This is a genomic window from Colwellia ponticola (genome assembly GCF_005885605.1).
GTDB lineage: Bacteria > Pseudomonadota > Gammaproteobacteria > Enterobacterales > Alteromonadaceae > Colwellia > Colwellia ponticola.
Map to the genome: position 1 here is coordinate 173084 of NZ_SZVP01000004.1, position 25770 is coordinate 198853.

Here is a 25770-nt window from a genome sequence, read left to right on the forward strand (position 1 = left end):
ACCCTTTAGCTAAGACCTTAACTCAAATCTACCTACCCGTAATGATTTTAGGTAACTCTAAGTAACTTTAAACATATTCTAATAATAAACAACAAGCTGAGTAACCCGCACCAAAAGAACATAATACGCTCTTGTCGCCAGTCACTAAACCTTGCTTGTTTTTGTGTAAAGCAACGATACAACCTGCTGAACTAGTATTGGCATACTCATCCAAAATAATAGGTGCTTCATGACTTTTTGGCTCTCTGCCTAGTACTTTTTTAGCTATAAAGTTATTCATAGTACTATTAGCTTGATGTAAGTAGAGTCGTTTAATATCATTAGCGCCCAGCTCCATTTTAGCCATTTCGCTAGTAATTAACTCTGATACCATAGGCAATACTTCTTTAAAAACTTTACGTCCTTGTTGAATAAAAAGCTTATCAACATCATTAACATGTTCAGGACTACAGTTATTCATATAACCAATATTACTACGAATATTATTAGAGAAGCGGGTCATTGGTTTTTCACTAATAATTTTAAAGACGTGCTCAGCATTGGCAGTACTTTCATCTTCAATAATAGAAGCGGTTGCCACATCACCAAAAATAAAGTGGCTGTCTCTGTCGCGATAATTCACTTGCGGTGATAATATTTCAGGGTTAATCACTAACACTGTTTTGGCGGTGCCACTGCGAATGGCATTAGCTGCATTGATTATGCCAAAAGTTGCCGCTGAGCAAGCAACTAACATGTCAAACCCCCAACCACCACAACCAAGCGCCTGTTGTATTTCAATTGCCATTGCCGGATAAGAGCGCTGCGTATACGCACAAGCAACAATAATAAGGTCAATATCGGCAGGTGTTTTATTCGCAGCTAGCATGGCTGCTTTAGCTGCAGCGACACCTATTTCAGCCTGCATTGACAGTTCGTCGTTACTACGCTCGGTATAACGTGGTGACATAACATCAACATTTAAAATATCTTCTTTCGCCATAACATAGCGGCTTTTAATACCTGAAGCCTTTTCAATAAAGCTGCTATCTGAAGGAGCTAGTGCAGCGACTCTCCCCTCCTCAATATCTTTGCTATGATTGCGATTAAATTTTTCTACGTATTGGTTAAAACAATCAACCAGTTCTTCATTGGATATACTCTGCGTTGGTGTGTATAAACCAGTGCCGCTAATAACTACTGCCATAATAGGTCTCTTAAAACAAGGGATAGATACCATTGTAATTTATGTACTAAGCTGAATCCACTTAATACCCAGTATGAAATAACATAATATTTCAATGGCAATCAAATGATAGTGATTATCATTTGCATATAGTTATTTCTTTGCTTATACTCTTACTTATAGAGAATAATTAGGGGGAAGTCGATATGGCCACTATAACAACAAATGATATCAACAAAGTACAGCTAGAGATCTCAAGTGATTTACTCGCCAATTTACTTAATTCAGGCTTACTACATTGCGGTGATTGTAAATGTTTAAATGCTAATGCGAAGAACGTCATTTGGCACAATTTACTTGCTCGCAGTACCAACACCAACAGTCATACCACTAATACGCTCAATGCGTCTAACAATGAAGAAGAAATATTGTGTGCTTAACAGCATCAAATGACTTTGCTTATGGCTCTGCATGTTGTTAACCACCCACGACGCTAACCCAAGCACTGCAATGAGTTAACTTAGTGTAACTCGCATTGCTTAAGGCGTTTACTTACATAATCTTTAATATGTTTATTAAGCATTTTCTTGCCTGTGAAAGAAAATTGCTGGCAAATAGTATCGCTGTCATGCTTTTGTATCAATCGAGCAATGAGTACTAAAGCATCCTGCTTAACTTGACAAGAAATGTTTTCATCATGCGCCAACAAGTCATGCTTTAGCCATAAATATAAGCTATAACAGCAACTACTATATAGCCGCTCTCCTTTTGAAAATGCGTGAACATTAGCCATATCCAGTGCAGACAAGCTGATTAATTCTTCACTAGTATTTTGTTTTAATAGTAAACTGACTAATGCTGTCGGTAAGGTTTTATATTCTTCGAGTAGTAGATAATCAAAGCTTCGATAAAAATTCTTTTGTAGTACTTGTTGTGCTTGCTTACTTTGCGTCTTAATACTCTTAATCAATAAAGCGGAATGCTCACCACTGGCTTTGTCTTTAGTAAACCCTATTCTAGCGGTAGCAAAGCCGCTATTAAGCCAAAATGAAAGTAAGTCAGGGTTAATACCAAAGCTAGCGCCAATAAAGTCTGCGCCCTGCGCTATCGCCAAATGCTCTATATTATTAAGGAGTGTAGAGCCTAAGCCTAAATACTGCATTTGTGGGTGCACGGCAATACGCATAATACGTAGATAGTTATAATTAAATGCCTGTTCAAACCCACAGTGACTCAATAATGATTGGGGTAAAAAATGATTACGCAAACGACGTTGGCCATGTTTTATTGCCTTAATATCAGCTTCATTTACGCCAGCATCTTTACCTTCTTGCATTAATAGCGCAACGGCAAGTAATTGTGCATTATCATTGCTATCAGAGAAAAAAACCGCTAACTGGACTTGTCGATTATCGAGTAAGAGCTGTAAATCACTCGGCTTTGTTTGATAATGTGCGGTCACTAATATAGCAAAAACTTGTTGTAACAACGCCTCATTAGCAACTAATGCGTCAGCACTAATAACTTTGAATACCCCTTCACTTAATAACGGGGCTGTTGATGTTTTTGTTAAGCCTTTTGTTATACTTTTTGATGACGTTTTAGTTAATACTTTAGTTAATGTCGAACTTAACTGAGGTAACTCAGCATTAAGTAAACAAGCATCAAAAACTAACTGCTCAAGTGGATCATTTTGTCGCCAGCGAATAGGCTGATGCAAGTGTAAACTTTGCCACTGTGGGCATAACCGAGTAAGTATTTTTTGAAACTTCAAGGTGAAACCACGCCCTGCTCCCTCATAACCGTGCACAGTACTGGAGAAAACCATTCGATGATAACTACCTAGTAATTGCTCCAATAAATAAACAGGGATCCCTGCTGCTTCATCAACTAAAACAAGGTTAACTTTATCGACTGTTTTTATTAATTGATCAACGGGTATAAAAGTTAACTGCGCCTTACCCAACACAATAATGTTCTGTTGCTGCTCAGCATCAGGTAGACACTGCTTGAGTTGTTGATAAAAAACGGACAACGCCTGAGTATCAGGTGCGGTAATGACAATAGTAAATAGTTGCTGCTGATGGGATTTCATTAGCTGAGCACAGGCAATAGCTAACGCTGAAGATTTCCCCCGACCACGATCAGCCGTTAACACTAAGGGTCTTTTTCGGTGTCCTGAGATAACTTTTTCGATGGCTAAAACCGCACTGTATTGCTCTTTAGTCACACAGCCTAACGGATAAGTTGAACTTAACGTTGCTTTTACTGATAAGGAAAAATCAGTACTATGGACTAAAGGCGTAAGGTCAGATTCAGTGATAATAGTATGGCTAGGCATGGCTTTTATTAATGAATAAAAGCGCTTAAAAAAACGTGTTGGCTCAGTTTTTTCTTTTAATAGTGATTGTTCATTTAATATGGGTAATTTAGGTAGCACTAAGAAAAATATACCGCCTGCTTTTAATGTACCTGATAGCGCGGCAAAAGCATCAATGGTCAACTGACTGTCGGCAAAAATAATAACATCACTTTCACTACCTAACTTATCTCGGTAACGTTTTTGCGGCACATTAGCAGGCAATAATGGATTATCACTATAAATAAGACAGCTTGCTTCATGTTCAATAGAGCTTTGAAAAGCAGTTTTGTCTTGAGTATTAAGAGTGCTTTGAGCTGAAAGGCTCGCTGATGATACTGGCGTTTTATTCGCTAAAGTAGCCGCTACCAGATCAATAGATGTCAATAAAGATAGCGCCCATTGCTCATTACCTGATAAAACCACTAAACGTCGTTCATTGTTGACTAACGCTGCATGAGCGAAGTCTTTAAACCAAGATAAAAAATCGGGTACTGCTATCATCTTTTTTAGTGTCCTAAAGTGTGTACCATTAATGAGCTTTTCAACAACGCTCAGGCAAAAAAACGCTATGTTGCTTAAAAAGCACCTATGGTCTATATATTGAGCTATACAATGAATCATTATTTTATGATTAAACTGGAAAGCTTGATGTAGGTCAACTGAGTGTCTTTAACAAACGATTAAGATGAATAAAAATTAATCAATCAACAGTGTTTATTACCAGTAAAGCAAGCTTAGCCCTATACGCATACCTACTACGCATATTAGTTTAGCTATAACGTAATTTATCTTTATCATAAACGTTGAGAATATTATGAACCAAGCTACATCGCCTGAACAACAAAAAAAGCATGAGCGAAATACCTTTATTTTTCTTGCTGTGTTTTTAGCACCTATCTTATCTGTCATTATCGTTGCTGGTTTTGGCTTTGCTGTTTGGATAAGCCACATATTTTTCGGCCCACCAGGCGCTTAAAATATGTCTATCAACCCCCCTACAACAGCACGTTTAGCTGATCCGTCAAAAAGACGTTTTTTTCGCGGCCAAATAAAAGCTAAGCAAGAAATACGCTTACCTTGGGTAGTTAACGAAGCGGTGTTTACCTCAGGTTGTACCCAATGCCAAGACTGCATTAGCCAGTGTGAAACGAATATTATTGTTAAAGATGAACAGGGTTTCCCCAAAGTTGATTTCAGTTTAGGTGAGTGTAGCTTTTGTAATAAGTGTATCGAGGTGTGTGAACAACCACTTTTTTCAGGTGCTTTTGCTGATAATGAGCCTGTAAATAGCGGTGAAAAAGCTTGGCCTACCACATTAGAAATTAGTGATAAATGTTTAGCGAAAAACAATATTTATTGCCAAAGTTGCCGCGATGAATGTGAAACCAGCGTCATCAAATTTAACTATCTTGACTCAAGTATTCCCCAGCCTAGTTTACATCTCCTTGATTGCACTCAGTGTGGCGCTTGTATCAAGGTTTGCCCTCAAGATGCTATCGCCTTTACTTTCAACTCAACGCCAGCCAACGCGACTAATTAGAAGAGATACCTATGACAAAAAATACCCTAAATACCGCCTCTGAATATCATGTTGCTAGTTTAGTTGCTTATCCTATATTTACGCAGCTAGATGATGTTAAAGCAGCAATTGTTGCTGTTGACGGCACTGAAATACATGCAACCAGCGAGGAAGGCAAAATAGTTTTTACTATAGAAGGTAATAGCTATAAAGATATTGGCAAAAAGATGGATCTGATTAGAGTACACAAAGGCATTATTAATTTATCACCTGTTTACCATCAAGTGCTTGATGAAAGTGGTGATGACAAGGTCGCACACAATAGCTGACTTACCAAGTAAGTAAGTAAAATAATTAACCCATTTATATTATAAAGGTAATAAACGTAACAACGATATAAATAAAAAACATAGCCCTATTTACCGTAAAACACAAATAACGCAAGAAGAAGGTAGCACCATGACAATTAATCGCCGAGAATTTATTAAAGCTAATGCTATTGCCGCAGCGGCGGCTGTTGCTGGGGTATCCGTACCTGCTATCGCATCAAACTTAATTACCAGCTCAGATATTACCAAGCTAAAGTGGGATAAAGCGCCTTGTCGTTTTTGTGGTACTGGCTGTAGTGTTAATGTCGGTGTTATGGATGGCAAAGTAGTAGCTACACACGGAGATATTAAATCACCGGTAAATAAAGGATTAAATTGTGTTAAAGGTTACTTCCTATCGAAGATTATGTACGGTAAAGATCGATTAACAACACCATTGCTACGTATGACCAATGGAAAATACGACAAAGCAGGTGAGTTTGCCCCTGTGTCTTGGGACAAAGCATTTGATGTGATGGCTGAAAAAGCTAAAGATGCATTGAAAAAAGATGGTCCAGAAGCGCTCGGTATGTTTGGCTCTGGTCAATGGACAGTACAAGAGGGTTATGCCGCTGTTAAGTTAATGAAAGCAGGCTTTCGTACCAACAATATAGACCCTAATGCGCGTCACTGTATGGCATCAGCTGTCGGTGGTTTTATGCGTACCTTTGGTATTGATGAACCTATGGGCTGTTACGATGATTTAGAAGCCGCAGATGCGTTTGTATTATGGGGCTCAAACATGGCCGAAATGCATCCCATTTTATGGACTCGTTTAACTGATCGCCGTTTAAGTGCGCCGCATGTAAAAGTGGCCGTGTTATCTACTTTTGAGCACCGAAGTTTTGATTTAGCAGATAACGGCATAGTCTTCACGCCACAAACTGATTTAGCCATTTTAAATTACATTGCTAACTACATTATTCAAACTGACCGTGTTAATACAGACTTTGTTAACAAGCATACTAACTTTAGATTAGGTGAAACCGATATTGGTTATGGATTACGCCCTGAGCATGAGTTAGAGCAAAGAGCGAAAAATAATGGCGAAACATCAGGTAGTTCAACACCAATAAACTTTGATGAATACGCTAAATTTGTCAGCACTTATACCCTTGAATACACCGCTAAATTATCAGGTGTGCCAGAGCATAAACTAAAAGCATTAGCTGAGCTTTATGCCGATCCAAAAATTAAAGTCACTTCTTTTTGGACCATGGGCTTTAACCAACACACTCGTGGTGTGTGGGCCAATAACCTTTGTTATAACATTCACTTATTAACCGGTAAAATATCTGAACCAGGCAACAGCCCATTTTCATTAACAGGCCAACCCTCAGCTTGTGGTACGGCGCGTGAAGTAGGTACTTTCTCCCATCGATTACCTGCTGACATGGTGGTTAAAAACCCTAAGCATAGAGCAATCGCAGAGAAAATTTGGCAATTACCTGAAGGCACAGTGCCACCTAAGCCAGGCTATCATGCAGTATTACAAAATCGCATGTTAAAAGATGGCAAGTTAAACTTTTATTGGGTGCAATGTAATAACAATATGCAGGCCGCTGCCAATATTAATGAAGAAGCTTACCCTGGCTATCGTAATCCTAAAAACTTTATCGTTGTCTCAGACCCTTATCCTACCGTCACTGCACAAGCGGCTGACTTAATTTTACCGACCGCAATGTGGGTAGAAAAAGAAGGGGTTTATGGTAATGCTGAGCGCCGCACTCAATCCTGGTATCAGATGGTTGAAGCGCCAAATGGAGCTAAATCAGATTTATGGCAGTTAGTCGAATTTTCTAAACGCTTTAACGTTGAAGACGTTTGGCCCGAAGAACTTATTGCTAAAAAGCCTGACGTACGTGGTAAAACATTATTTGACGTACTTTATAAAGACTCTGCTGTTGGTAGGTTCTCACTTGATGAGATACCCGAAGATCGCTTAAATCATGAGTCACGTGATTTTGGTTTCTATATCCAAAAAGGCTTATTTGAAGAGTATGCAACTTTTGGTCGAGGTCATGCACATGATTTAGCTCCTTATGATAGATACCACCAAGAGCGTGGTTTACGCTGGCCTGTCGTTAATGGCAAAGAAACGAAGTGGCGCTTTAAGGAGGGCTCAGACCCTTACGCTAAACCGGGTAGTGGCTGGGACTTTTATGGTAAACCAGATGGTCGTGCTGTTATTTTCGCCCTGCCTTATGAGCCGGCAGCAGAGTCGCCTGATGAAGAATACGACTTATGGTTATCAACAGGTCGTGTATTAGAACATTGGCATTCAGGCTCCATGACACAACGTGTACCAGAGCTATATAAGTCGATGCCAGATGCCTTAGTTTATATGCACCCTGATGATGCTAAAAAACGTGGTATGCGCCGTGGTGATTTAGTAAAACTTATTTCTCGTCGCGGTGAAGTACAAACACGGGTAGAAACGAGAGGCCGTAATAAGCCACCAATTGGTTTAGTGTTTATGCCCTGGTTTGATGCTAGTCGCCTACTCAATAAAGTGACATTAGATGCCACGGATCCGTTATCAAAACAAACGGATTATAAAAAATGTGCTATCAAAATTGTTAAAGTTTAGGAGTCTGACATGAAAAAAATTAACCTCGCTGTGATTGCCAGTTTATTAATGCTGGCGATAGCCCCTATGATGTTCTCTCTAAATGCCAGTGCCGCTGATAAAAATACCGTAAACTCTCTAGCAACGCTCAGAGATAGCACTCCTATTGATCGTCAAAAAGAGCCCAATAGCATACCCAAAGTAGTAAATAAAGATATTAAGCAAGGACGTAATTATCCCATGCAGCCACCTGTTATTCCTCATACTACCCGTAGTTATGAAGTGAATTTGAACAATAATAAGTGTATGTCTTGTCACTCACGTCACCGCACAGAAAAGTCTCAAGCACCTATGGTCAGCGTTACCCATTATATGGATCGCGATGGCAACTTTTTAGCCGATGTGTCACCTCGTCGTTACTTTTGTAACCAGTGCCATATAACGCAGCTTGATGCAGAGCCTTTAGTAGAAAACACCTTCACTGATATGCACAGCTTAATGAAAGAAAAAACTGCCACTACAGAGCAACATTAGGAGCCATCATGAAGAATATATTATTAATAGGGTGGCGAACGCTCACTAGACCTAGCGGCTACTATAGCTTGGGTGCTTTAGTTATTGGCGGTTTTATTGCCGGTATCATTTTTTGGGGTGGTTTTAACACGGCCTTAGAAGTAACCAATACTGAAAAATTTTGTATCTCATGCCATGAAATGGAAAATAACGTTTATGAGGAGCTAAAAACTACCATACACTTTACTAACCGTTCAGGCGTAAGAGCAACCTGCCCTGATTGTCATGTACCTCATAACTGGACCGATAAAATAGCCCGTAAGATGAAAGCCTCTAAAGAAGTATGGGGGGCTATTTTTGGCACTATAAATACTCGAGAGAAGTTTTTAGTACAACGTAAACGCTTAGCCCAACATGAATGGGAGCGCTTAAAAGCCAATGATTCATTAGAATGTCGTAACTGCCATAATTTCGATTATATGGATTTTACCGAGCAAAGTGAACGTGCTGCTTATCAACACTCAACCGCATTGGCCTCCGGTGAAAAAACCTGTATTGATTGTCATAAAGGTATTGCTCACGAATTACCTGATATGAAAGGTGTAGAAGGTTGGTAATACTACAACAGTAACTTAGTAATATGCTTTATCAAAACCAGTGCTTGTCACTGGTTTTTTTATTACTTGATTAACTATCATACGTTTTGTATTGATAATTAAATACATACTAATACCAAGTTGATTAAGTTATTTCCCAGTCAGCGAGCATTAAAAGGTTTAGAGGTAAGGCATTGATTGAAAAGAATGGTTATTCAGGAGAATGTGCGTCCTGCATTCTCTAATAAGCTACCTTCGTGTAGCGTCCTTGTCAAAATCAATAACGCCACATGTAAGCCTTTATCTTTTATTAGCTACTCCCCTTGGGAGCTTGCTCTGTGTTAGGAATAAATTTAATTAAATTGGTATAAATTAAAAATAAAGTCAAGCATGAATAAAGGCAAACCTATTAGCAATAAACTTTAACAACCACATTATGAAATTTAATTAGCTATCTGCGACTTAATCACCAAATTTAACATCACTATAGTCAATTATACCGTTCATTGTCTGATAACGTATTAGCATTTTTTTATCGAGACCTAATATAAAATCACCTGTAAAAAAATTAATAGTAATTATTCGTAATAATTTTATATTTTTTTGTCATTGGATATTGAAAATAGCAACGTTATTACCTATGTTAAGCAATATACATTCTATAATTTTTATAGCCATTGCATTAAAAGGTAACCCAACCATGGTAAGCGATATAGACGATGACTTTTTAGACGACACCAGTGATAGTGACACTGAAGCTGATGAAAAAGAGGAGTCAAACGGCAATACTTTAACAGAGAAAAAAATCCAAGAACAAGCACAAAAAAATCTGTTAGCACGTAAGCGTATTGAAGAATTAAGGGAACAAAAACTACTCAAAAGTTTACTTGATGATAGCGAGGATTGGTAAGAAACAGCGAATATAAACATCTTTTCTCATCACGCTAACACTGCCTTTATAGAACCTTGATATAACTTTGCAACAAGCTAATTTAAGCATAGAATAACTACCTATTATTAACACTCATTAGCTTGTAATTATTATGACCTTATTTGAAAAACTACGTTGTCTATTTACTTTTGGCCAAGGCGTCGCCTTACCACTTCCTGAATTATCGAGTGATACTACACCCGCTCAATTATTCGAATTATGGTTTGACGATGCTAAAAAAGCCGGTATTTTACTGCCCGAAGCAATGTCTGTTAGTAGCTGTAATAGCGATGGGCAACCTAGCTCTCGTATGGTGTTACTTAAAGATTATGATAATGATGGTTTTGTATTTTTCACCAACTACACTAGCCGTAAAAGCCAAGAGTTGAGTGAAAATAATAAAGTCGCATTATTATTTCATTGGAACGTATTACAACGACAAATTCGTATTGAAGGAACAGTAGAAAAAGTATCTGTACAAGAATCTGCTGATTACTTTCACAGCCGAGACAGAGGTAGCCAAGTGGGTGCTTGGGCATCAAAACAAAGTCAAAAGCTTAAGTATGATAATGAATTAAAAGAGCAGATGAGCCATTATCAAGAGAAATATTCGGAAGGCGAAGTGCCACACCCTGAGTTTTGGGGGGGGTGGCGCATTAAACCTCATGCAATAGAGTTTTGGCAAGGGCGTGCTAACCGCTTACATGATCGTTTATGTTTTGAAAAAGATGGTAACAAGTGGCTTAATTATAAGTTAAACCCTTAAGACATAAAATATTTTTACGTGGTAAGGGAGTATAGTTAAGTTATAGTAAGTCGGGTTTAGTCACTCATTATGCCTTAGGTACTGGAATTACCTGAGGCTTTTGACAGTTAGGTCTATTGCCTGCTTGATAGTATTTCATTGAACTAGTTAAGTGTTTCGTTAACTGTTTAATACGTGTTTCATTTGATGGGTGAGTCGACATAAACTCTGCTGGCGCCCCATCACTTAATTTAGCCATATTTTGCCAAAGTTTAATGCTTGCACTTGGATCAAAACCTGAACGAGCCATCAGATCTTGACCAACAATATCAGCTTCACTCTCATGAGCTCGACCATAAGGCATTATTACACCATATTGTAAGCCAATTCCTAGCCCTGCCATCCACAGACCTTTATTTTCGATGTCTGTAAAACCAACTGCTGCGGTTGCTGCAGCCATACCTATGTTCTGTAATTTATTTGCTGATAAACGCTCATTAGAGTGATGTTCAATGACGTGACCTACTTCATGACCAATAATAGCGCCCAATTGATCTTGATTTTCAGTGACGCTTAAAATGCCGGTATAAACACCTATTTTACCACCTGGCAAAGCAAAAGCATTGACTTGCGCAGAATCAAAAACAACGACTTCCCAATCACCTTGATGCACCGATTTAGCAACATTTTTAGTAATGGCGCTAGCAACACATTGAACAAAGTCATTAGTGGCTTTATCGGCACTCATTGGCGTGTTTTTTTTCATATCGTCAAACGAAGCTGCCCCCATAGTATCCAGCTCGGTATCTGAAAATAACATCACTTGCTTTCGTCCCGTACTTGAGCTTGAACAAGCGCTAAGGGCTATCAACACGCTAAGCATAATAAGCGTACGTTTCATCATTGGACATCATCCTTCAATTGTTAAATTTTTTTGTTATGGCTATTAATATATCAGCTAGCAATGTTTTTAGTCTATTTTTACTTTTTAACATAAAACTCTGCATAAAAAAACCGAGCCAGGCTCGGTTTTTTATCATCACACACATTCAAAAAGTCGCTATAAAGCTAATAAGTGCTAGCCACCAACTAAGGCTAATAAAATACCCGCAGCGACAGCAGAGCCAAGAACACCTGCAACGTTAGGTCCCATGGCATGCATCAACAAGAAGTTATGTGGATTTGCTTCTAAGCCGACTTTATTAGCAACTCGCGCCGCCATTGGCACAGCTGAAACGCCTGCAGCACCAATAAGTGGATTAATTTGCTCGTTAGATAGCTTATTCATGGTTTTAGCCATCAGCACCCCTGACGCAGTACCGATTGAAAACGCGACAGCACCTAGCGCTAAAATACCTAAGGTCTCTACATTTAAAAAAGCTTCTGAACTAAGCTTAGAGCCAACCCCTAACCCTAAGAAAATAGTAGTAATGTTAATTAGCTCATTTTGAGCAGTTGTGCTTAATCGATCAACAACACCTGACTCTCGCATTAAGTTACCTAAACAGAACATACCCACAAGTGGCGTAGCGGAAGGTAAAAAGAAAATAGTCATCATTAATACACCAAGCGGGAAAATAACTTTCTCGATTTTAGTTACAGGACGTAACTGTGCCATTTCTATTTTACGTTCATCTTCGGTGGTTAACGCTCTCATTATTGGCGGTTGAATAATTGGTACTAAAGCCATATAAGAGTAAGCTGCTACCGCAATAGCGCCCAGTAATTCAGGTGCGAGTTTTGAAGCAAGAAATATAGCCGTTGGACCATCAGCGCCACCAATAATGGCAATCGCTGAAGCGTCTTTAAGGGTAAACTCAATGCCAGGAACATAATTCAAGGCAATAGCGCCAAATAAGGTAGCAAAGATACCAAACTGTGCTGCAGCACCTAAAAGTAATGTTTTAGGGTTAGCAATAAGGGCACTAAAATCGGTCATCGCACCAACACCCATAAAGATAATGAGTGGAAATATACCGGTATCAATACCTGCATAGTAGATATAGTGTAATAAGCCGCCCACTTCTGAAAAGCCTGCCGCAGGGATATTGGTTAAAATGGCGCCAAAGCCCATGGGTAATAACAGTAATGGTTCAAATTTTCTTGCAATAGAAAGATAAAGTAAACCACAGCCTACTAGCATCATTATCACCTGACCTAGCTCAAAGTTTGCTAGGCCGGTTGATAACCATAAAGTATTTAATGAATCCATAATGGCCTCTATCTATGAGAAACTAAGTAATGCATCACCAACGGCAACTGAGTCACCTTCTCTGGTGAATAAAGAGACGATTTCGCCTGAAGAAACAGCACGTATTTCAGTTTCCATTTTCATTGCTTCCATAATAAGAACAACATCGCCTGCAGCTACCTGGTCGCCTTCATTAACTAATACTTTAAAAATATTACCCGCCAGTGGCGCATTTAATGTTTCTTCTGTTGTGCTAGCTGCTGACTTTTGAGCCGTATTATCAGTGGCCGCTGTTATACCTTCAATAGAGCCTCCTGGTGCGACAACGACATCGAAAACCTGACCATCAACACTTACTGCATAGTTTTCTTTAGCACCGTTTTGCGCTGATGTAACTGCCGGTTTATTGGTTTTAGCCCCCTGATTATCACTAGCGCTTTCTTTTGTTGGAATTGGCTCAAACGCCTCACAATTATGACGGTTTTCTAAAAATTTCAACCCTATTTGTGGGAATAAAGCATACGTTAATACATCATCAATACTGTCATCAGCTAAGGTGATATTTTTTTCATTTGCTAAAACCTGTAGCTCTTCAGATAATTTATCGACTTCAGGGTCTAATAGATCAGCTGGACGGCAAGTAATAACCTCTTTACCATCTAAAACACGTAACTGCAATTCACTATCAACTGGTGCTGGAGTAGCGCCATATTCGCCTTTTAATACGCCAGCAGTTTCTTTAGTGATCGACTTATAACGTTCACCGGTTAATATGTTAAGTACCGCCTGAGTACCAACTATTTGCGATGTTGGCGTTACCAAAGGTATATAACCTAAATCTTTACGCACTTTAGGAATTTCAGTTAGCACATCATCAAATCTATCTGAGGCGCCCTGCTCTTTTAGTTGATTTTCCATATTGGTTAGCATGCCACCAGGAACTTGCGCCGTTAAAATACGTGCATCAACGCCTTTTAAGCTACCTTCAAATTGGGCATATTTTTGTCTTACATCTCGAAAATATGCGGCAACTTCCGCCATTTTTTCAACATTAAGGCCTGAATCACGTACAGTACCCTCAACAATAGCAGCAATGGTTTCCGTGGGTGAATGACCATAAGTCATACTCATTGAAGAAATGGCCGTGTCTATCACGTCAACATCGCTATCAATAGCTTTCATTTGAGTCGCAAGGCTCAAACCCGTCGTAGCATGACAATGTAGCGCAATAGGTAACGCAACGGTTTCTTTGAGTCGACTAATTAACTCTGCCGCATCATAAGGTTTTAATAAACCAGACATATCCTTAATACAAAGCGAATGTGCACCCATATCTTCAAGTTGTTTAGCCATAGTTAACCAACCTTCTAGCGTATGAACAGGGCTTTCGGTATAACTTAATGTACCTTGTGCATGTGCGCCTACTTTAACCGCAGCTTTAATTGATGTTCTTAAGTTTCTAACATCGTTCATCGCATCAAAAATTCTAAAAACATCAATACCGTTGATATGAGCACGCTCAACAAACTTTTCTACAACATCATCAGCATAGTGGCGGTAGCCTAAAATATTTTGACCACGAAATAACATTTGTTGCTTAGTTTTAGGCATCGCTTTTTTAAGTGCACGAATACGCTCCCACGGGTCTTCACCCAAGTAACGAATGCATGAATCAAACGTTGCACCACCCCAGGATTCGATAGACCAATATCCTACATCGTCTAACGTAGCTGCAATAGGCAGCATGTCGGCTAAACGAAGCCTAGTGGCTAGAATTGACTGATGTCCATCTCTTAAAACAACTTCGGTGATACCTAATGGCTTACTCATGTTTATGCCCTTTTATCTAATTTTTAATGATGATTATTAAGAAGAGTTGCAAGTATGTTTACGTTATTACGTTTGTCCGTGTTCCGTTCGATAACGCTTTATTGCGCCACCAATTGCCGCAACAACTTGAGGGGAAATATCCCCACTGTTTGCGTTAGCACTCTTATTCTTTTTATTAATGCGAGTGGTCGGGGTCACGATAGGATCTGGAAACCTTATCGCGAGTCTTGCCAACACCGTATTAATAAAAAAAATTAGAATACCTAAAAATGCAAACACAAATACCATTCCCGCTAACATGAGTGTTCCAGCTTCTATAAAGTGCTGCTGCATATTGTCCATTTTTATTCTCGTTTAAAAAACTTACAATTAGAATAATCACTCCACCAACAAGATTGCAAACAGTTTTATTCAAATTCATAAAAATAATTTAAGTCAACCCTAGAAACGACTAATATTCAGCAATAAAAGTGATATATCGAGACAATTTTGCATACTTTAAATATTGTATACATTATCAAAACCATGAATGTAGAGTATTCTTAGAGAGTAATCTACTATTTTATACAATATACACAACCACAAAGTTCATTCATAAAAAGTGAATATATATACAAAAAAAGGGAATATTAGAGGTAATTAAGTGAGTGTTCTAACAAAAAAGAGGGACTACCGACATAACTTTTGATGGTCGACAATATGATAAAAAATCAATAATACCGAGTAATAATATCAGTAGCGATAAACCCAATTGAAGCGTTACAAGTAAAAGATAACTGAGATATTGACTCTCTACTTACCCTTTTACCTGCGGTTATCTGATTATCAAACGGTACAGTACTTTATAAGGTTTATTTTACTTATTTGAATTGTCAGTCTGTAAACATCGCGCAAAGCTACTATAACGGTTTATCGTCAATAGAAGAGCTTAATTCTGTGCTATTAATATCGTCCGACTCTTGTAATATTTCTAGCATATCTGATGCAACTTCAGGAAAAGAGTCGACAAATGTACTGGCAATATCGACGGCATGCTCAGGGATATTTTCAACAATGTGATTAACATAGTTAGTTGCCGCATGCTCGATATTTTCTAACGCGTCCTCTGCAGAAGTTTGTTCACTTTCACTATCAATCAAGTGTTGTACATAAGCTTCGGCAACATCATTGGATGATTCAGGTAATGACTCAGAAACGGTTAAAGCAAGCTCTGCTGACTGGGTTGGAGCAACGTCGGTTAAGCGATTATAAAGCTCTGTTGCGGTATTTTCTGACGCCGCTGCGACTCTATCAATAGCTCGCATTGAATCTAAAGAATCTGAAAAGTTAGTCATGTATTCTTCTGTCATTTCTAATAGTTCGTCAGGATATTCTTGTGCCATATTTTCAGCCGCTAATTCCATCACATCAATGCCGTTATCTGGCATTGCATTAGCAATCGCAACCACAATATTAGTAAATTGGTCGGGATACTCTGATGTGATCCAATCAACCAATTTCTCTGCTTGCTCAGGAGAAGCATTAGTCAGTGCTTGTGCAATATGAATACTCATTTGCGGCGCTGCAGAGGTTATTGCTCCATATAATTTACCTATGTCTATTGCCTCTATGGTACTTAGTGCCGCTGCTAAGTTTGAAGCATTTTCAGGATCTCTAAGTACTAGCGCTTTAACCATATTAACAGCCGCTGATGGATTTTTACTAGCAAGATTAATAGCAACTTCTACTTCGGGCGTTGCTTCAAATTGTGCTTCGACATAGTGTATACGAGGATCCAATTCTGAGACTACACCACTGGGTGTTTGCATAATAAAATTTTCTTGTTCTTCAAGAGGTAAAGCTTGTCTTAGCTTCATACGAATACTGATAAAAATTAACAGTGTTAACGCGACCATATTCATAAAGCCAAACAAAGCGCTGCTACCGAACACATCCATTGCCATAGAAGCAAGATAAGGCCCTAAAATACTACCTACTGCATAGATCAATAATAATGAACTCATTGCTGACAATATTTGTTCTTTTAACACTTTATCAAACGTTTCAGACATGCTCATAGGGTAAAGGCAAGCAACCAAACCCGTTATAAGCGCAATAACCAATAAGGTAAGTTTGAACATGTCATTAGCGATAAGTAGGGGAACAAATAAGCACAATATAATCAGCGTTGCGACCATACAAAACATAACTTTTCGACGGTCAAAATGATCAGATAAGTAAGCAATTGGGAATTGTAATATAATTGCGCCAGAGATAGCTGTACCCATGAATATTGATAAATCTAACCCAACAATGCCATTGGTACTGGCAAAAATAGGTAACATATTAATTAAACCAGCATATAAAACCCCGCAATAAAAGCAACTTACCACGCCTAAAGGAGACAGTTTAAAAACGGTCAGTAAAGACATCGATTGACTATCTTCTATTTGTGGACCTTTTTGGTTGCTAATAACGATAGGAGTAATAGACAAGCTAAATAAAATACCGCAGATAACAAATAGAGTAATATCATTAATTGGCGCGACATTTAATAAAAATTGACCGGAAAATAGTGCTGTCATTATCATCATTTGATTAATAGAGAGTATGCGACCTCTATTTTTTTCAGTGGCGCTATGACTTAACCAGCTATCGAGTGTGGCATTAGTACAAACAATGCAAAACCCCGTTATCACCCTCATACAGGCAAGCATTAAGGGCTCTGGGTAGAGACCCGAAAGTAAAATAGCAACTGAGGTTAAGCTACCGCACATGGCGAAGATTCTTATATGCCCCACCCGTTGTAACAAGAGCCGGCTATAATAGGCACCCAACAAAAAACCCACAGATAGCATAGACAGCACTAAGCCGATATGACTCATGCTCATGCCATCACTCTGCATGCGTACCGGTAATAAAATATTGCTCAAGCCATAACCGAGCATTAACAAAAATCCACTTATTAATAATAGAATAAACGGTTTGAGGGTCATTATCACAATAAATTCTCTTATCTATTAAGTGGATAGCTATGTTGTTTAGCATAATCCCGATGGTGCAGACAATATCTTAACAAGTGTCTTCAAACGAAAAAAGCCCCAGCTAAAAGATAGGACTCTAACTGTGCTGGTTTCGACAGTAATCGACCCCTTTGCTTGAACAGCGCTTGGTTCATTCTGCTGCGAACTGACGACAACATACTCTCTAATAAGCGTTTAGCATTGCTAAACGCTAAAACGAAAAAAGCCCCACCTAAAAGGTGAGGCTTTTTAATGTGGTGGGCGCGGCAGGTATTGAACCCTTTGCTTGAACAGCGCTTGGTTCGTTTGCTACGGACTACCTAATACATTATTTTTCAATTGTTCAATTTTTCAAATGTGGTGGGCGCGGCAGGAGTCGAACCTGCGACCGCCTGGTTCGTAGCCAGGTACTCTATCCAGCTGAGCTACGCGCCCACATAGAAATTATTTATCCAGCCTTAACTTAAGCTGCCTTCATTATTTAATCACTCGAAGAAAGTACCTTTACTAACAATGCTACCAATAAATCAGTAGTTACTATGATTAAAATTATCTTTAAGTCTTCTTTAAAAAGATATATATCACTATTTGCTAATAAAGAAAAAAGCCTCACCAAGAGGTGAGGCTTTTTAATGTGGTGGGCGCGGCAGGTATGAACCCTTTGCTTGAACAGCGCTTGGTTCGTTTGCTACGGACTACCTAATACATTATTTTTCAATTGTTCAATTTTTCAAATGTGGTGGGCGCGGCAGGAGTCGAACCTGCGACCGCCTGGTTCGTAGCCAGGTACTCTATCCAGCTGAGCTACGCGCCCACATAGAAATTATTTATCCAGCCTTAACTTAAGCTGCCTTCATTATTTAATCACTCGAAGAAAGTACCTTTACTAACAATGCTACCAATAAATCAGTAGTAACTATGATTAAAATTCTCTTTAAGTCTTCTTTAAAAAGATACATATCACCATTTGCTAATAAAGAAAAAAGCCTCACCAAGAGGTGAGGCTTTTTAATGTGGTGGGCGCGGCAGGTATTGAACCCTTTGCTTGAACAGCGCTTGGTTCGTTTGCTACGGACTACCTAATACATTATTTTTCAATTGTTCAATTTTTCAAATGTGGTGGGCGCGGCAGGAGTCGAACCTGCGACCGCCTGGTTCGTAGCCAGGTACTCTATCCAGCTGAGCTACGCGCCCACATAGAAGTTATTTATCCAGCCTTAACTTAAGCTGCCTTCATTATTTAATCACTCGAAGAAAGTACCTTTACTAACAATGCTACCAATAAATCAGTAGTAACTATGATTAAAATTCTCTTTAAGTCTTCTTTAAAAAGATACATATCACCATTTGCTAATAAAGAAAAAAGCCTCACCAAGAGGTGAGGCTTTTTAATGTGGTGGGCGCGGCAGGAGTCGAACCTGCGACCGCCTGGTTCGTAGCCAGGTACTCTATCCAGCTGAGCTACGCGCCCACATAGAAGTTATTTATCCAGCCTTAACATAAGCTGCCTGCATTATTTAAACACTCGAAGAAAGTGGTGGGCGCGGCAGGAGTCGAACCTGCGACCGCCTGGTTCGTAGCCAGGTACTCTATCCAGCTGAGCTACGCGCCCTCATGAACTATGTTTTATATCTTAGTCTAAAGATATCGAACTTTCGTTCTTCACAACCATTACTTTAATAAAAAGAAAATGGCGGAGAGGGAGGGATTCGAACCCTCGATCCGGCTACAAACCAGATACTCCCTTAGCAGGGGAGCGCCTTCGGCCACTCGGCCACCTCTCCAATGGGTGCGAATAATAAGGGATTCTAAAAATAAGTCAAACATTTTTTATAATTTATTTACTATAAATGACTGTTTGCCGACAATTTAGGCAACTTTACCATTTTTTAACCGTTAACCAAAGCTAAGGCATAAAAAAACACCGCCTTAGCGGTGTTTTTTCATAGGTATATCAAGCTTTATATATACTGTTGTTGTTCAAAAAAGCTATCGATTTATCTACAATCAATAGTATTAATCAACTTTATTGCCTGAAACATCATCATCATCACCTTTCTCGGCTTGAATACGCATGTAAATTTCTTCACGATGTACTGATATTTCTTTTGGCGCATTAACACCTATTCTTACTTGATTTCCTTTAACGCCTAAAACAGTCACGGTGACTTCGTCACCAATCATCAAAGTTTCACCTACGCGTCGTGTTAATATAAGCATATTTGCTTCCTTATCCTTTAAAGTGAGATCACTAAATAAATATATATAAGCTAGTAATATATTCGAATTAGTTACTTTTTAATCCATTAACTAGAACACATAGTCATAATTAATTTTCTATAAAAAGTCATTTTTCATTAAAACATCATATCCGATGATCATTTCAATGAAGTTTAGGTAATAAGCAATCAAACTATCATTACCTATTAATCTATCATATTTTAACAAAATTTCTTTAGCATTGAATAGCTTTATAGCTCACTTTTACCACTAAAATTGTAATCAATTAACCCAGTTTAGTCGTATATTGTAAAGAAGAGCAAACAAACGCCTCAACAAGATAAAATATAATAGTCGCTATAAATAGCAAAAAGGAAGCCTAGGCTTCCTTTTTATTGTGCTTAAAATGAGCCGTTAATTAACTCACTATATTGTATAAGCCTTAAGCTAACTTCTCTGTTAACCATGATGATACGCTAGCTAAAGCAGAGGTTATATTTTCAGGTTGGCTACCGCCAGCTTGCGCCATATCAGGACGACCGCCACCTTTGCCACCTACTTGTTGGGCAACCATATTAACTAATTCGCCAGCTTTAACTCGACCAACTAAATCTTTAGTTACACCAGCAATCAAGCCAACTTTAGCGCCATCAGCGGTTGCGAGCATAATAACCCCTGATTGCATTTTGTTTTTAAGCTCATCAACCATGCCACGAAGTGCTTTACTTTCTACACCACCTAAATCAGCAATAAGCACCTTAACACCATTGATTTCAATCGTGTTATTAACCAAATCAGAGCCAGCTTGTGCAGCAAGCTCTTGCTTTAATTGACCAATTTCTTTTTCTAATTGCTTAGTACGGCTAACAAGTTGCTCAACTTTACTGCCTGCATTAGTTATATCACTTTTAACTAGTGCAGCAATGTTAGTTAACGCGCTAGCTTGTTGATTAATAAAATCAAGCGCACCTGTACCAGTAACGGCTTCAATACGACGAACACCCGCAGCGATACCTGATTCAGAAACAATTTTCAGTAATCCAATATCCCCCGTTCTTTGTACATGCACACCACCACAAAGCTCTATAGAAAAGTCGCCTAAGGTGACTACGCGAACTTCATCATCGTACTTTTCACCAAACAGTGCCATAGCACCCTTTTCTTTGGCTTCATCTATATACATAGATTCTGTTTTTCTTGCGTGGTTACGACGAATTTCATTATTAACCATTTGTTCAACAGTATGTAATTCTTGCGCAGTTACCCCTTCAAAATGAGAGAAATCAAAACGTAACTTATCACTGTCACATAATGAGCCTTTTTGCGTAACATGCTCACCTAACACTTTACGTAAAGCAGCATGTAACAAATGCGTTGCCGTATGGTTTTTAACAATAGCAGCTCTGCGCTCAACATTAATTTCAGCTTTTACTCGTCGGTTTAAACCAATATCAGTATGTGCTGTGCCTCTGTGAGCAAAGGCATTACCTAATTTAACTGTATCAGTAACTTCAAAAACACCGCCATCAAGGTGTAATAAACCACTATCACCTACTTGACCACCAGACTCAGCATAAAATGGTGTGTGGTCTAATATAACAATACCTTGCTCGCCACTACTTAATTGGCTTACTGCTTCATGACCTGTATTGTTGAATAGCTCGACAACGGTAGCTGAGTAAGAAGCATTGTCGTAACCTTTAAAGTCTGTTTTATGATCAGATTTCAGCTGTTGATTATAATCAGTACCAAATTGACTTGCTTGCTGAGCACGTTCACGTTGTTGGCCCATGGCTACATCAAAGCCATTATGATCAATTTTAAGATGACGTTCGCGCGCAATATCTGCCGTTAAATCCGCTGGGAAGCCATAAGTATCATATAACTTAAAAACGTCGTCGCCTTTAATAGTATCGTCAGTTAAATTAGCAAGAATATCTTCAAGTAAAATCATACCGCGATCTAGCGTACGACCAAATTGCTCTTCTTCAATACGTAATAATTTTTCAATAATGGCTTGTTGCTGAACTAACTCAGGGTATGCATCGCCCATTTGTTCAATTAATGAAGCAACCAGTTTATGAAAGAAGTGACCTTTTGCTTCGAGTTTATGACCATGGCGAATAGCTCGTCGAATAATACGACGTAGTACATAACCACGACCTTCATTTGATGGTACAACACCATCAACAATTAAAAAGCTACATGAACGAATATGATCACTAATAACACGCAGTGATTTGTGCTCCATATCATTACAATCAAGTAACGCGGCGGTATCTTTAATTAGCGCTTGAAAAATATCTATTTCGTAGTTGCTATGCACATTTTGCATAATGGCAGAAATACGCTCTAAGCCCATGCCCGTATCAATTGACGGGTTAGGTAGTGGCTCCATAGTACCGTCACTTTGACGGTTAAATTGCATAAAGACTATGTTCCATATTTCAATAAAACGGTCGCCATCTTCATCTGCAGAGCCCGGAGGTCCACCAAAAACATTTTCACCGTGATCATAAAATATTTCAGAGCAAGGTCCACAAGGGCCAGTATCACCCATAGACCAAAAATTATCTTTCGCGCCAATACGAATAACACGTTCAGCGGGTACACCTACTTTCTCAATCCAAAGTTGCTCTGCTTCATCATCTTCTTCAAAAACAGTGACCGTTAATTTTTCTTTCGGTATTTGTAAAACTTCAGTTAAAAAAGTCCAAGCAAAGAAAATCGCTTCTTCTTTAAAATAATCACCAAAACTAAAGTTGCCCATCATTTCAAAAAATGTATGGTGGCGTGCTGTGTAACCCACATTTTCTAAGTCATTATGCTTACCACCCGCTCGCACACAGCGCTGCGCTGAGGTAGCTCTGGTATAACTGCGTGTTTCAGCGCCTAAAAAAACATCTTTAAAAGGAACCATGCCCGCATTGGTAAACAATAAGGTGGCATCATTACCAGGAACGAGTGAACTACTTTTAACGACTTGGTGTTGCTTAGTGGCAAAAAAATCTAAAAATGCCTGACGGACTTCAGCGGTGCTTTTAATCATGGGATACTCAATAAATCGATTTGGGACTATTTTATGCAGGTCTATGTTTCAGGTCTACTCTAAATTATATTTTTAATCTAATTTTTCTAAACTAGTAATACAAGAATATCATCTCTGGAATAGCCACGGTATTGTAAGAATGAATCATGTTGGCTTGCTCTACTTGCTACTGCTTTTCTATCAAGCGAACTATCTGTATCGCCATCAACAGTGTTCTTGGCAGCAAGCTGATTATTATACCCAAGCTGAGCTTGAAGTTACCAATATTTTCACAACTTTTATGCAGTTTTTGGATAATTAATAGACTAATCAGCTAATAATGCTTAAAAAGATAGCTGGAGTTGCTGAGTTTCGCTAGGGCTATCGGCGAAACCCAATGTTAAACCAACCAAGCGAACACCACGTTGATTTGCTCTGTCATAAGCTTTTGCTAATAAACGCGTAAACAATATTTGCTGGCAGGCATTACTCTGTATTTCTACCGTGGTTTGAGTAAAGTCAGTAAATTTAAGCTTTACACCTTGTCTAACAATTTCTCTATTACGGTGAGGTGCAAGCCTTGCCTGCAATTTTGTATATAAGGTGTCAATCACAAGCTGACATTCATCTTCCGTGCATAAATCTTGTGCTAACGTAGTTTCAATAGCCAGTGACTTTCGCTGTCGACTCACTTCTAAAGGACGCTCATCTACACCATGAGCTTTTAGGTAAAGGTTACTAGCAAACTGACCAACAATATTTTGTAAACTACGAATATCGCTTTCCCTGACATCAGCACACGTTATATAGCCATGGCGCTTAAGTTTTTCAAAAGTTTTGGGACCAATACCAGGTATTTTCTTTAATGAAAGTTTTTCAACAAAGCTGGCAACTTTATCGGGAGTTATAACGCACTGCCCGTTTGGTTTGTTTTCGTCACTAGCAATTTTAGCTAAAAATTTATTGGGCGCAATACCCGCCGATGCCGTCAATGCTAACTCATTAAAAATATCAGCTCTAATTTGCTCAGCAATAAGCGTAGCGCTCCCCTGGCACAACGTTGCCTCGGTTACATCAAGATAAGCTTCATCTAATGATAATGGCTCGATAAGATTGGTATAACGCGAAAATATTTCTCTAATTTTTTCAGAAGTTGCTTTATAGACATCCATGCGACCATGGACGATAGTTAGGTTAGGACAAAGCTGTTTTGCTTTGGCGGCAGGCATAGCAGAGCGAACGCCAAATTGACGTGCTAGATAGTTACTGGTACACAAGACACTGCGCGGACCATCACCGCCAACAGCTAATGGAATATTTTGATACTCAGGGAAGTCTCGCATTTCCACAGCTGCATAGTAGCAGTCCATATCTATGTGTATTATTTTTCTCTGCTTAGCCATCTTTAGTTTACCGCCAGGAGCTGTACATAAAAACAGTATACTATTTTTATGTACCTTGGCAAGTGAGTTTAGTGTATTGGCAACGCGCTATTATGACTATATTGATTCTGTTTTAACGGTGTAGTTAAATCTATCAATTATCTTTCTCACCGAGAAAATAGTTTCATAGTCGCTATCAAAGTGATGTAATTAATAATTAACTTATAAAAATGAAAGCTGCGGTATTTATGCTCACTTTAAAAAACATGTCTGACATTTTAAATTCTCTTCCTGACCCGACATTTATTTTAACGAAAACGGGGCGATATGTAGATGTGTTTGGGGGAAAAGACCTTCGTTATTACCATGATGCAAGTCATCTGATTGGTTTGTCAGTTAACGATGTTTTAAGTACAGAAAAAGCCGCGTGGTTTATTGGTAAAATCAATGAGGCATTAAAAACTAAGGAGCTACTCATTACTGAATATAGCCTATCCAACAAAGATGTTAAGGGGTTAGATAATAATGGTCCTAGCAATGCCATCTATTTTGAAGGACGTATTCAGTCTCTAAACTTTAGTGTTGAGGATGAGCCTGCTGTTTTATGGCAAGCAACTAATATTACTAAGCGGCACCAATTAGCAGAAAAGTTGCGTACCATCAGCGAAACAGATCCTTTAACTGGGGTTTGGAACCGTCGTTATTTTTATAAAATGATTGATAAAGAAAAAAGAAGAGCTAGGCGTAACGATCTCCCTATCTCTTTATTGATGCTAGATATTGACCATTTTAAATCAATAAATGATCAATGGGGACACAAAGTTGGCGATCTTATACTTAGTGAAGTTGTTGCAGTGACGCTCAATTGTATAAGGGAATCGGATATGGTTATTCGATGGGGCGGCGAAGAATTTCTCATTTTTATGCTAGATACCGGGTTGGATGCTGCCTACTATGTTGCTGAGAAACTTCGTCTTAAGATTGAACATCACACATTTTCAAGTGGTGTTGAAGTAAGTGTTAGTATTGGCTACGCTCAATGGAATAATGTAAGTGAAAATATTGAAGAGACTATTACCAATGCTGATACTGCGCTTTACCTTGCTAAAAATGAAGGTCGTAATTGCGTTAAAGGTTACCATAATGACTAGCTGCGTAACTGATAAATTAATCAAGCTGTCAGTTAAAAAGCTATTAGCAACTTATTGTTCTGGTTTAGCTAAATAGCACATATTTATTGTGAACACTTCAATTTAACTCTGCCGTTTTATCTTAGGATAAAAAATCTCATGGTGAACGTGATTATTACCATCGTTTAGCGCGACTAATCTAGTGATAACTTAACAGAG

At 38.7% G+C, this 25770-nt stretch carries 21 protein-coding genes and 6 tRNA genes; 11 read left to right on the forward strand and 16 right to left on the reverse strand.

What is annotated here, in order from left to right; translation table 11 throughout:
- Positions 1-67 precede the first annotated feature (67 nt).
- Positions 68-1186 carry a beta-ketoacyl-ACP synthase III gene (locus tag FCS21_RS06855; protein ID WP_171035648.1) on the reverse strand — a complete coding sequence of 373 codons (1119 nt, stop codon included), beginning with the start codon at positions 1184-1186 and terminating at the stop codon, positions 68-70.
- Positions 1187-1371: 185 nt separating this feature from the next.
- Here FCS21_RS06855 and FCS21_RS06860 point away from each other — a divergent pair, with 185 nt between their 5' ends.
- Positions 1372-1605: a hypothetical protein gene (locus FCS21_RS06860; protein ID WP_138621769.1), complete on the forward strand. Its 234-nt coding sequence runs from the start codon at positions 1372-1374 to the stop codon at positions 1603-1605.
- A gap of 80 nt (positions 1606-1685) precedes the next feature.
- On the opposite strand, the gene FCS21_RS06865 is transcribed toward FCS21_RS06860, so the two are convergent.
- Positions 1686-4028: a tRNA(Met) cytidine acetyltransferase TmcA domain-containing protein gene (locus FCS21_RS06865; protein WP_138621771.1), complete on the reverse strand. Its 2343-nt coding sequence runs from the start codon at positions 4026-4028 to the stop codon at positions 1686-1688.
- Between the two features lie 313 nt (positions 4029-4341).
- Between FCS21_RS06865 and napE the strand changes: the two genes are divergently transcribed.
- The 8 genes from napE (at position 4342) to pdxH (ending at position 10789) form a co-directional block, all read left to right on the forward strand.
- Positions 4342-4503 carry a periplasmic nitrate reductase, NapE protein gene (gene napE / locus FCS21_RS06870; protein ID WP_138621773.1) on the forward strand — a complete coding sequence of 54 codons (162 nt, stop codon included), beginning with the start codon at positions 4342-4344 and terminating at the stop codon, positions 4501-4503.
- 3 nt (positions 4504-4506) lie between these two features.
- A complete protein-coding gene (locus FCS21_RS06875; RefSeq protein ID WP_138621775.1) occupies positions 4507-5067 on the forward strand; it encodes a ferredoxin-type protein NapF in 561 nt (186 codons plus the stop codon).
- Between the two features lie 11 nt (positions 5068-5078).
- Positions 5079-5375 carry a chaperone NapD gene (locus FCS21_RS06880; RefSeq protein WP_138621777.1) on the forward strand — a complete coding sequence of 99 codons (297 nt, stop codon included), beginning with the start codon at positions 5079-5081 and terminating at the stop codon, positions 5373-5375.
- Positions 5376-5505: 130 nt separating this feature from the next.
- On the forward strand, positions 5506-8004 hold the full coding sequence (gene napA, locus FCS21_RS06885; protein WP_138621779.1) for a nitrate reductase catalytic subunit NapA: 2499 nt from the start codon (positions 5506-5508) through the stop codon (positions 8002-8004).
- 9 nt (positions 8005-8013) lie between these two features.
- The gene (locus tag FCS21_RS06890) at positions 8014-8517 is read left to right on the forward strand and encodes a nitrate reductase cytochrome c-type subunit (protein ID WP_138621781.1); all 504 of its coding nucleotides are present in this window, start codon (positions 8014-8016) and stop codon (positions 8515-8517) included.
- Positions 8518-8525: 8 nt separating this feature from the next.
- A complete protein-coding gene (locus FCS21_RS06895) occupies positions 8526-9113 on the forward strand; it encodes a cytochrome c3 family protein (RefSeq protein WP_138621783.1) in 588 nt (195 codons plus the stop codon).
- A 679-nt stretch (positions 9114-9792) separates the two neighbouring features.
- The gene (locus FCS21_RS06900) at positions 9793-10002 is read left to right on the forward strand and encodes a PA3496 family putative envelope integrity protein (RefSeq protein ID WP_138621784.1); all 210 of its coding nucleotides are present in this window, start codon (positions 9793-9795) and stop codon (positions 10000-10002) included.
- A 133-nt stretch (positions 10003-10135) separates the two neighbouring features.
- Positions 10136-10789: a pyridoxamine 5'-phosphate oxidase gene (pdxH, locus tag FCS21_RS06905; RefSeq protein ID WP_138621786.1), complete on the forward strand. Its 654-nt coding sequence runs from the start codon at positions 10136-10138 to the stop codon at positions 10787-10789.
- 67 nt (positions 10790-10856) lie between these two features.
- Here the strand turns inward: pdxH and FCS21_RS06910 are convergent, their stop codons facing one another.
- The 13 genes from FCS21_RS06910 to alaS form a co-directional block, all read right to left on the reverse strand.
- The gene (locus FCS21_RS06910) at positions 10857-11672 is read right to left on the reverse strand and encodes a M48 family metallopeptidase (protein ID WP_503328483.1); all 816 of its coding nucleotides are present in this window, start codon (positions 11670-11672) and stop codon (positions 10857-10859) included.
- Positions 11673-11846: 174 nt separating this feature from the next.
- Positions 11847-12980, reverse strand: a complete 1134-nt coding sequence (locus FCS21_RS06915) for a sodium ion-translocating decarboxylase subunit beta (protein WP_138621788.1) — start codon at positions 12978-12980, stop codon at positions 11847-11849.
- A 12-nt stretch (positions 12981-12992) separates the two neighbouring features.
- Positions 12993-14789 (reverse strand): sodium-extruding oxaloacetate decarboxylase subunit alpha, encoded by a 1797-nt coding sequence (oadA, locus tag FCS21_RS06920; protein ID WP_138621790.1) that lies wholly within the window; start codon positions 14787-14789, stop codon positions 12993-12995.
- Between the two features lie 66 nt (positions 14790-14855).
- Positions 14856-15131, reverse strand: a complete 276-nt coding sequence (locus FCS21_RS06925; RefSeq protein ID WP_138621792.1) for an OadG family transporter subunit — start codon at positions 15129-15131, stop codon at positions 14856-14858.
- A gap of 557 nt (positions 15132-15688) precedes the next feature.
- The gene (locus tag FCS21_RS06930; RefSeq protein ID WP_138621794.1) at positions 15689-17764 is read right to left on the reverse strand and encodes an MFS transporter; all 2076 of its coding nucleotides are present in this window, start codon (positions 17762-17764) and stop codon (positions 15689-15691) included.
- A gap of 385 nt (positions 17765-18149) precedes the next feature.
- Positions 18150-18226, reverse strand: a tRNA-Arg gene (locus tag FCS21_RS06935).
- A gap of 302 nt (positions 18227-18528) precedes the next feature.
- Positions 18529-18605: transfer RNA gene (locus FCS21_RS06940), tRNA-Arg, on the reverse strand.
- Positions 18606-18908: 303 nt separating this feature from the next.
- Positions 18909-18985 (reverse strand) — tRNA-Arg (locus FCS21_RS06945).
- Positions 18986-19185: 200 nt separating this feature from the next.
- A tRNA-Arg gene (locus tag FCS21_RS06950) sits at positions 19186-19262 on the reverse strand.
- A 64-nt stretch (positions 19263-19326) separates the two neighbouring features.
- Positions 19327-19403, reverse strand: a tRNA-Arg gene (locus FCS21_RS06955).
- Between the two features lie 79 nt (positions 19404-19482).
- Positions 19483-19575, reverse strand: a tRNA-Ser gene (locus FCS21_RS06960).
- A 232-nt stretch (positions 19576-19807) separates the two neighbouring features.
- Positions 19808-20011 (reverse strand): carbon storage regulator CsrA, encoded by a 204-nt coding sequence (gene csrA, locus FCS21_RS06965; protein ID WP_118056351.1) that lies wholly within the window; start codon positions 20009-20011, stop codon positions 19808-19810.
- A gap of 442 nt (positions 20012-20453) precedes the next feature.
- Entirely contained in the window at positions 20454-23060 is a 2607-nt protein-coding gene (gene alaS / locus FCS21_RS06970; protein WP_138621796.1) for an alanine--tRNA ligase, read from the reverse strand.
- Between the two features lie 139 nt (positions 23061-23199).
- Between alaS and FCS21_RS16770 the strand changes: the two genes are divergently transcribed.
- Entirely contained in the window at positions 23200-23361 is a 162-nt protein-coding gene (locus FCS21_RS16770; protein ID WP_171035650.1) for a hypothetical protein, read from the forward strand.
- A gap of 22 nt (positions 23362-23383) precedes the next feature.
- Here FCS21_RS16770 and dinB read toward each other — a convergent pair whose 3' ends face one another.
- On the reverse strand, positions 23384-24442 hold the full coding sequence (gene dinB / locus FCS21_RS06975; protein WP_138621798.1) for a DNA polymerase IV: 1059 nt from the start codon (positions 24440-24442) through the stop codon (positions 23384-23386).
- A gap of 209 nt (positions 24443-24651) precedes the next feature.
- Between dinB and FCS21_RS06980 the strand changes: the two genes are divergently transcribed.
- Entirely contained in the window at positions 24652-25572 is a 921-nt protein-coding gene (locus FCS21_RS06980) for a sensor domain-containing diguanylate cyclase (protein ID WP_138621800.1), read from the forward strand.
- Positions 25573-25770 lie beyond the last annotated feature (198 nt).

Coding starts and splice junctions, on each gene's coding strand:
- FCS21_RS06855 (WP_171035648.1), bottom strand. CDS start 1,186: ATGGCAGTAGTTATTAGCGGCACTGGTTTATACACACCAACGCAGAGT.
- FCS21_RS06860 (WP_138621769.1), top strand. CDS start 1,372: ATGGCCACTATAACAACAAATGATATCAACAAAGTACAGCTAGAGATC.
- FCS21_RS06865 (WP_138621771.1), bottom strand. CDS start 4,028: ATGATAGCAGTACCCGATTTTTTATCTTGGTTTAAAGACTTCGCTCAT.
- napE (WP_138621773.1), top strand. CDS start 4,342: ATGAACCAAGCTACATCGCCTGAACAACAAAAAAAGCATGAGCGAAAT.
- FCS21_RS06875 (WP_138621775.1), top strand. CDS start 4,507: ATGTCTATCAACCCCCCTACAACAGCACGTTTAGCTGATCCGTCAAAA.
- FCS21_RS06880 (WP_138621777.1), top strand. CDS start 5,079: ATGACAAAAAATACCCTAAATACCGCCTCTGAATATCATGTTGCTAGT.
- napA (WP_138621779.1), top strand. CDS start 5,506: ATGACAATTAATCGCCGAGAATTTATTAAAGCTAATGCTATTGCCGCA.
- FCS21_RS06890 (WP_138621781.1), top strand. CDS start 8,014: ATGAAAAAAATTAACCTCGCTGTGATTGCCAGTTTATTAATGCTGGCG.
- FCS21_RS06895 (WP_138621783.1), top strand. CDS start 8,526: ATGAAGAATATATTATTAATAGGGTGGCGAACGCTCACTAGACCTAGC.
- FCS21_RS06900 (WP_138621784.1), top strand. CDS start 9,793: ATGGTAAGCGATATAGACGATGACTTTTTAGACGACACCAGTGATAGT.
- pdxH (WP_138621786.1), top strand. CDS start 10,136: ATGACCTTATTTGAAAAACTACGTTGTCTATTTACTTTTGGCCAAGGC.
- FCS21_RS06910 (WP_503328483.1), bottom strand. CDS start 11,672: ATGATGAAACGTACGCTTATTATGCTTAGCGTGTTGATAGCCCTTAGC.
- FCS21_RS06915 (WP_138621788.1), bottom strand. CDS start 12,980: ATGGATTCATTAAATACTTTATGGTTATCAACCGGCCTAGCAAACTTT.
- oadA (WP_138621790.1), bottom strand. CDS start 14,789: ATGAGTAAGCCATTAGGTATCACCGAAGTTGTTTTAAGAGATGGACAT.
- FCS21_RS06925 (WP_138621792.1), bottom strand. CDS start 15,131: ATGGACAATATGCAGCAGCACTTTATAGAAGCTGGAACACTCATGTTA.
- FCS21_RS06930 (WP_138621794.1), bottom strand. CDS start 17,764: ATGACCCTCAAACCGTTTATTCTATTATTAATAAGTGGATTTTTGTTA.
- csrA (WP_118056351.1), bottom strand. CDS start 20,011: ATGCTTATATTAACACGACGCGTAGGTGAAACTTTGATGATTGGTGAC.
- alaS (WP_138621796.1), bottom strand. CDS start 23,060: ATGATTAAAAGCACCGCTGAAGTCCGTCAGGCATTTTTAGATTTTTTT.
- FCS21_RS16770 (WP_171035650.1), top strand. CDS start 23,200: ATGAATCATGTTGGCTTGCTCTACTTGCTACTGCTTTTCTATCAAGCG.
- dinB (WP_138621798.1), bottom strand. CDS start 24,442: ATGGCTAAGCAGAGAAAAATAATACACATAGATATGGACTGCTACTAT.
- FCS21_RS06980 (WP_138621800.1), top strand. CDS start 24,652: ATGAAAGCTGCGGTATTTATGCTCACTTTAAAAAACATGTCTGACATT.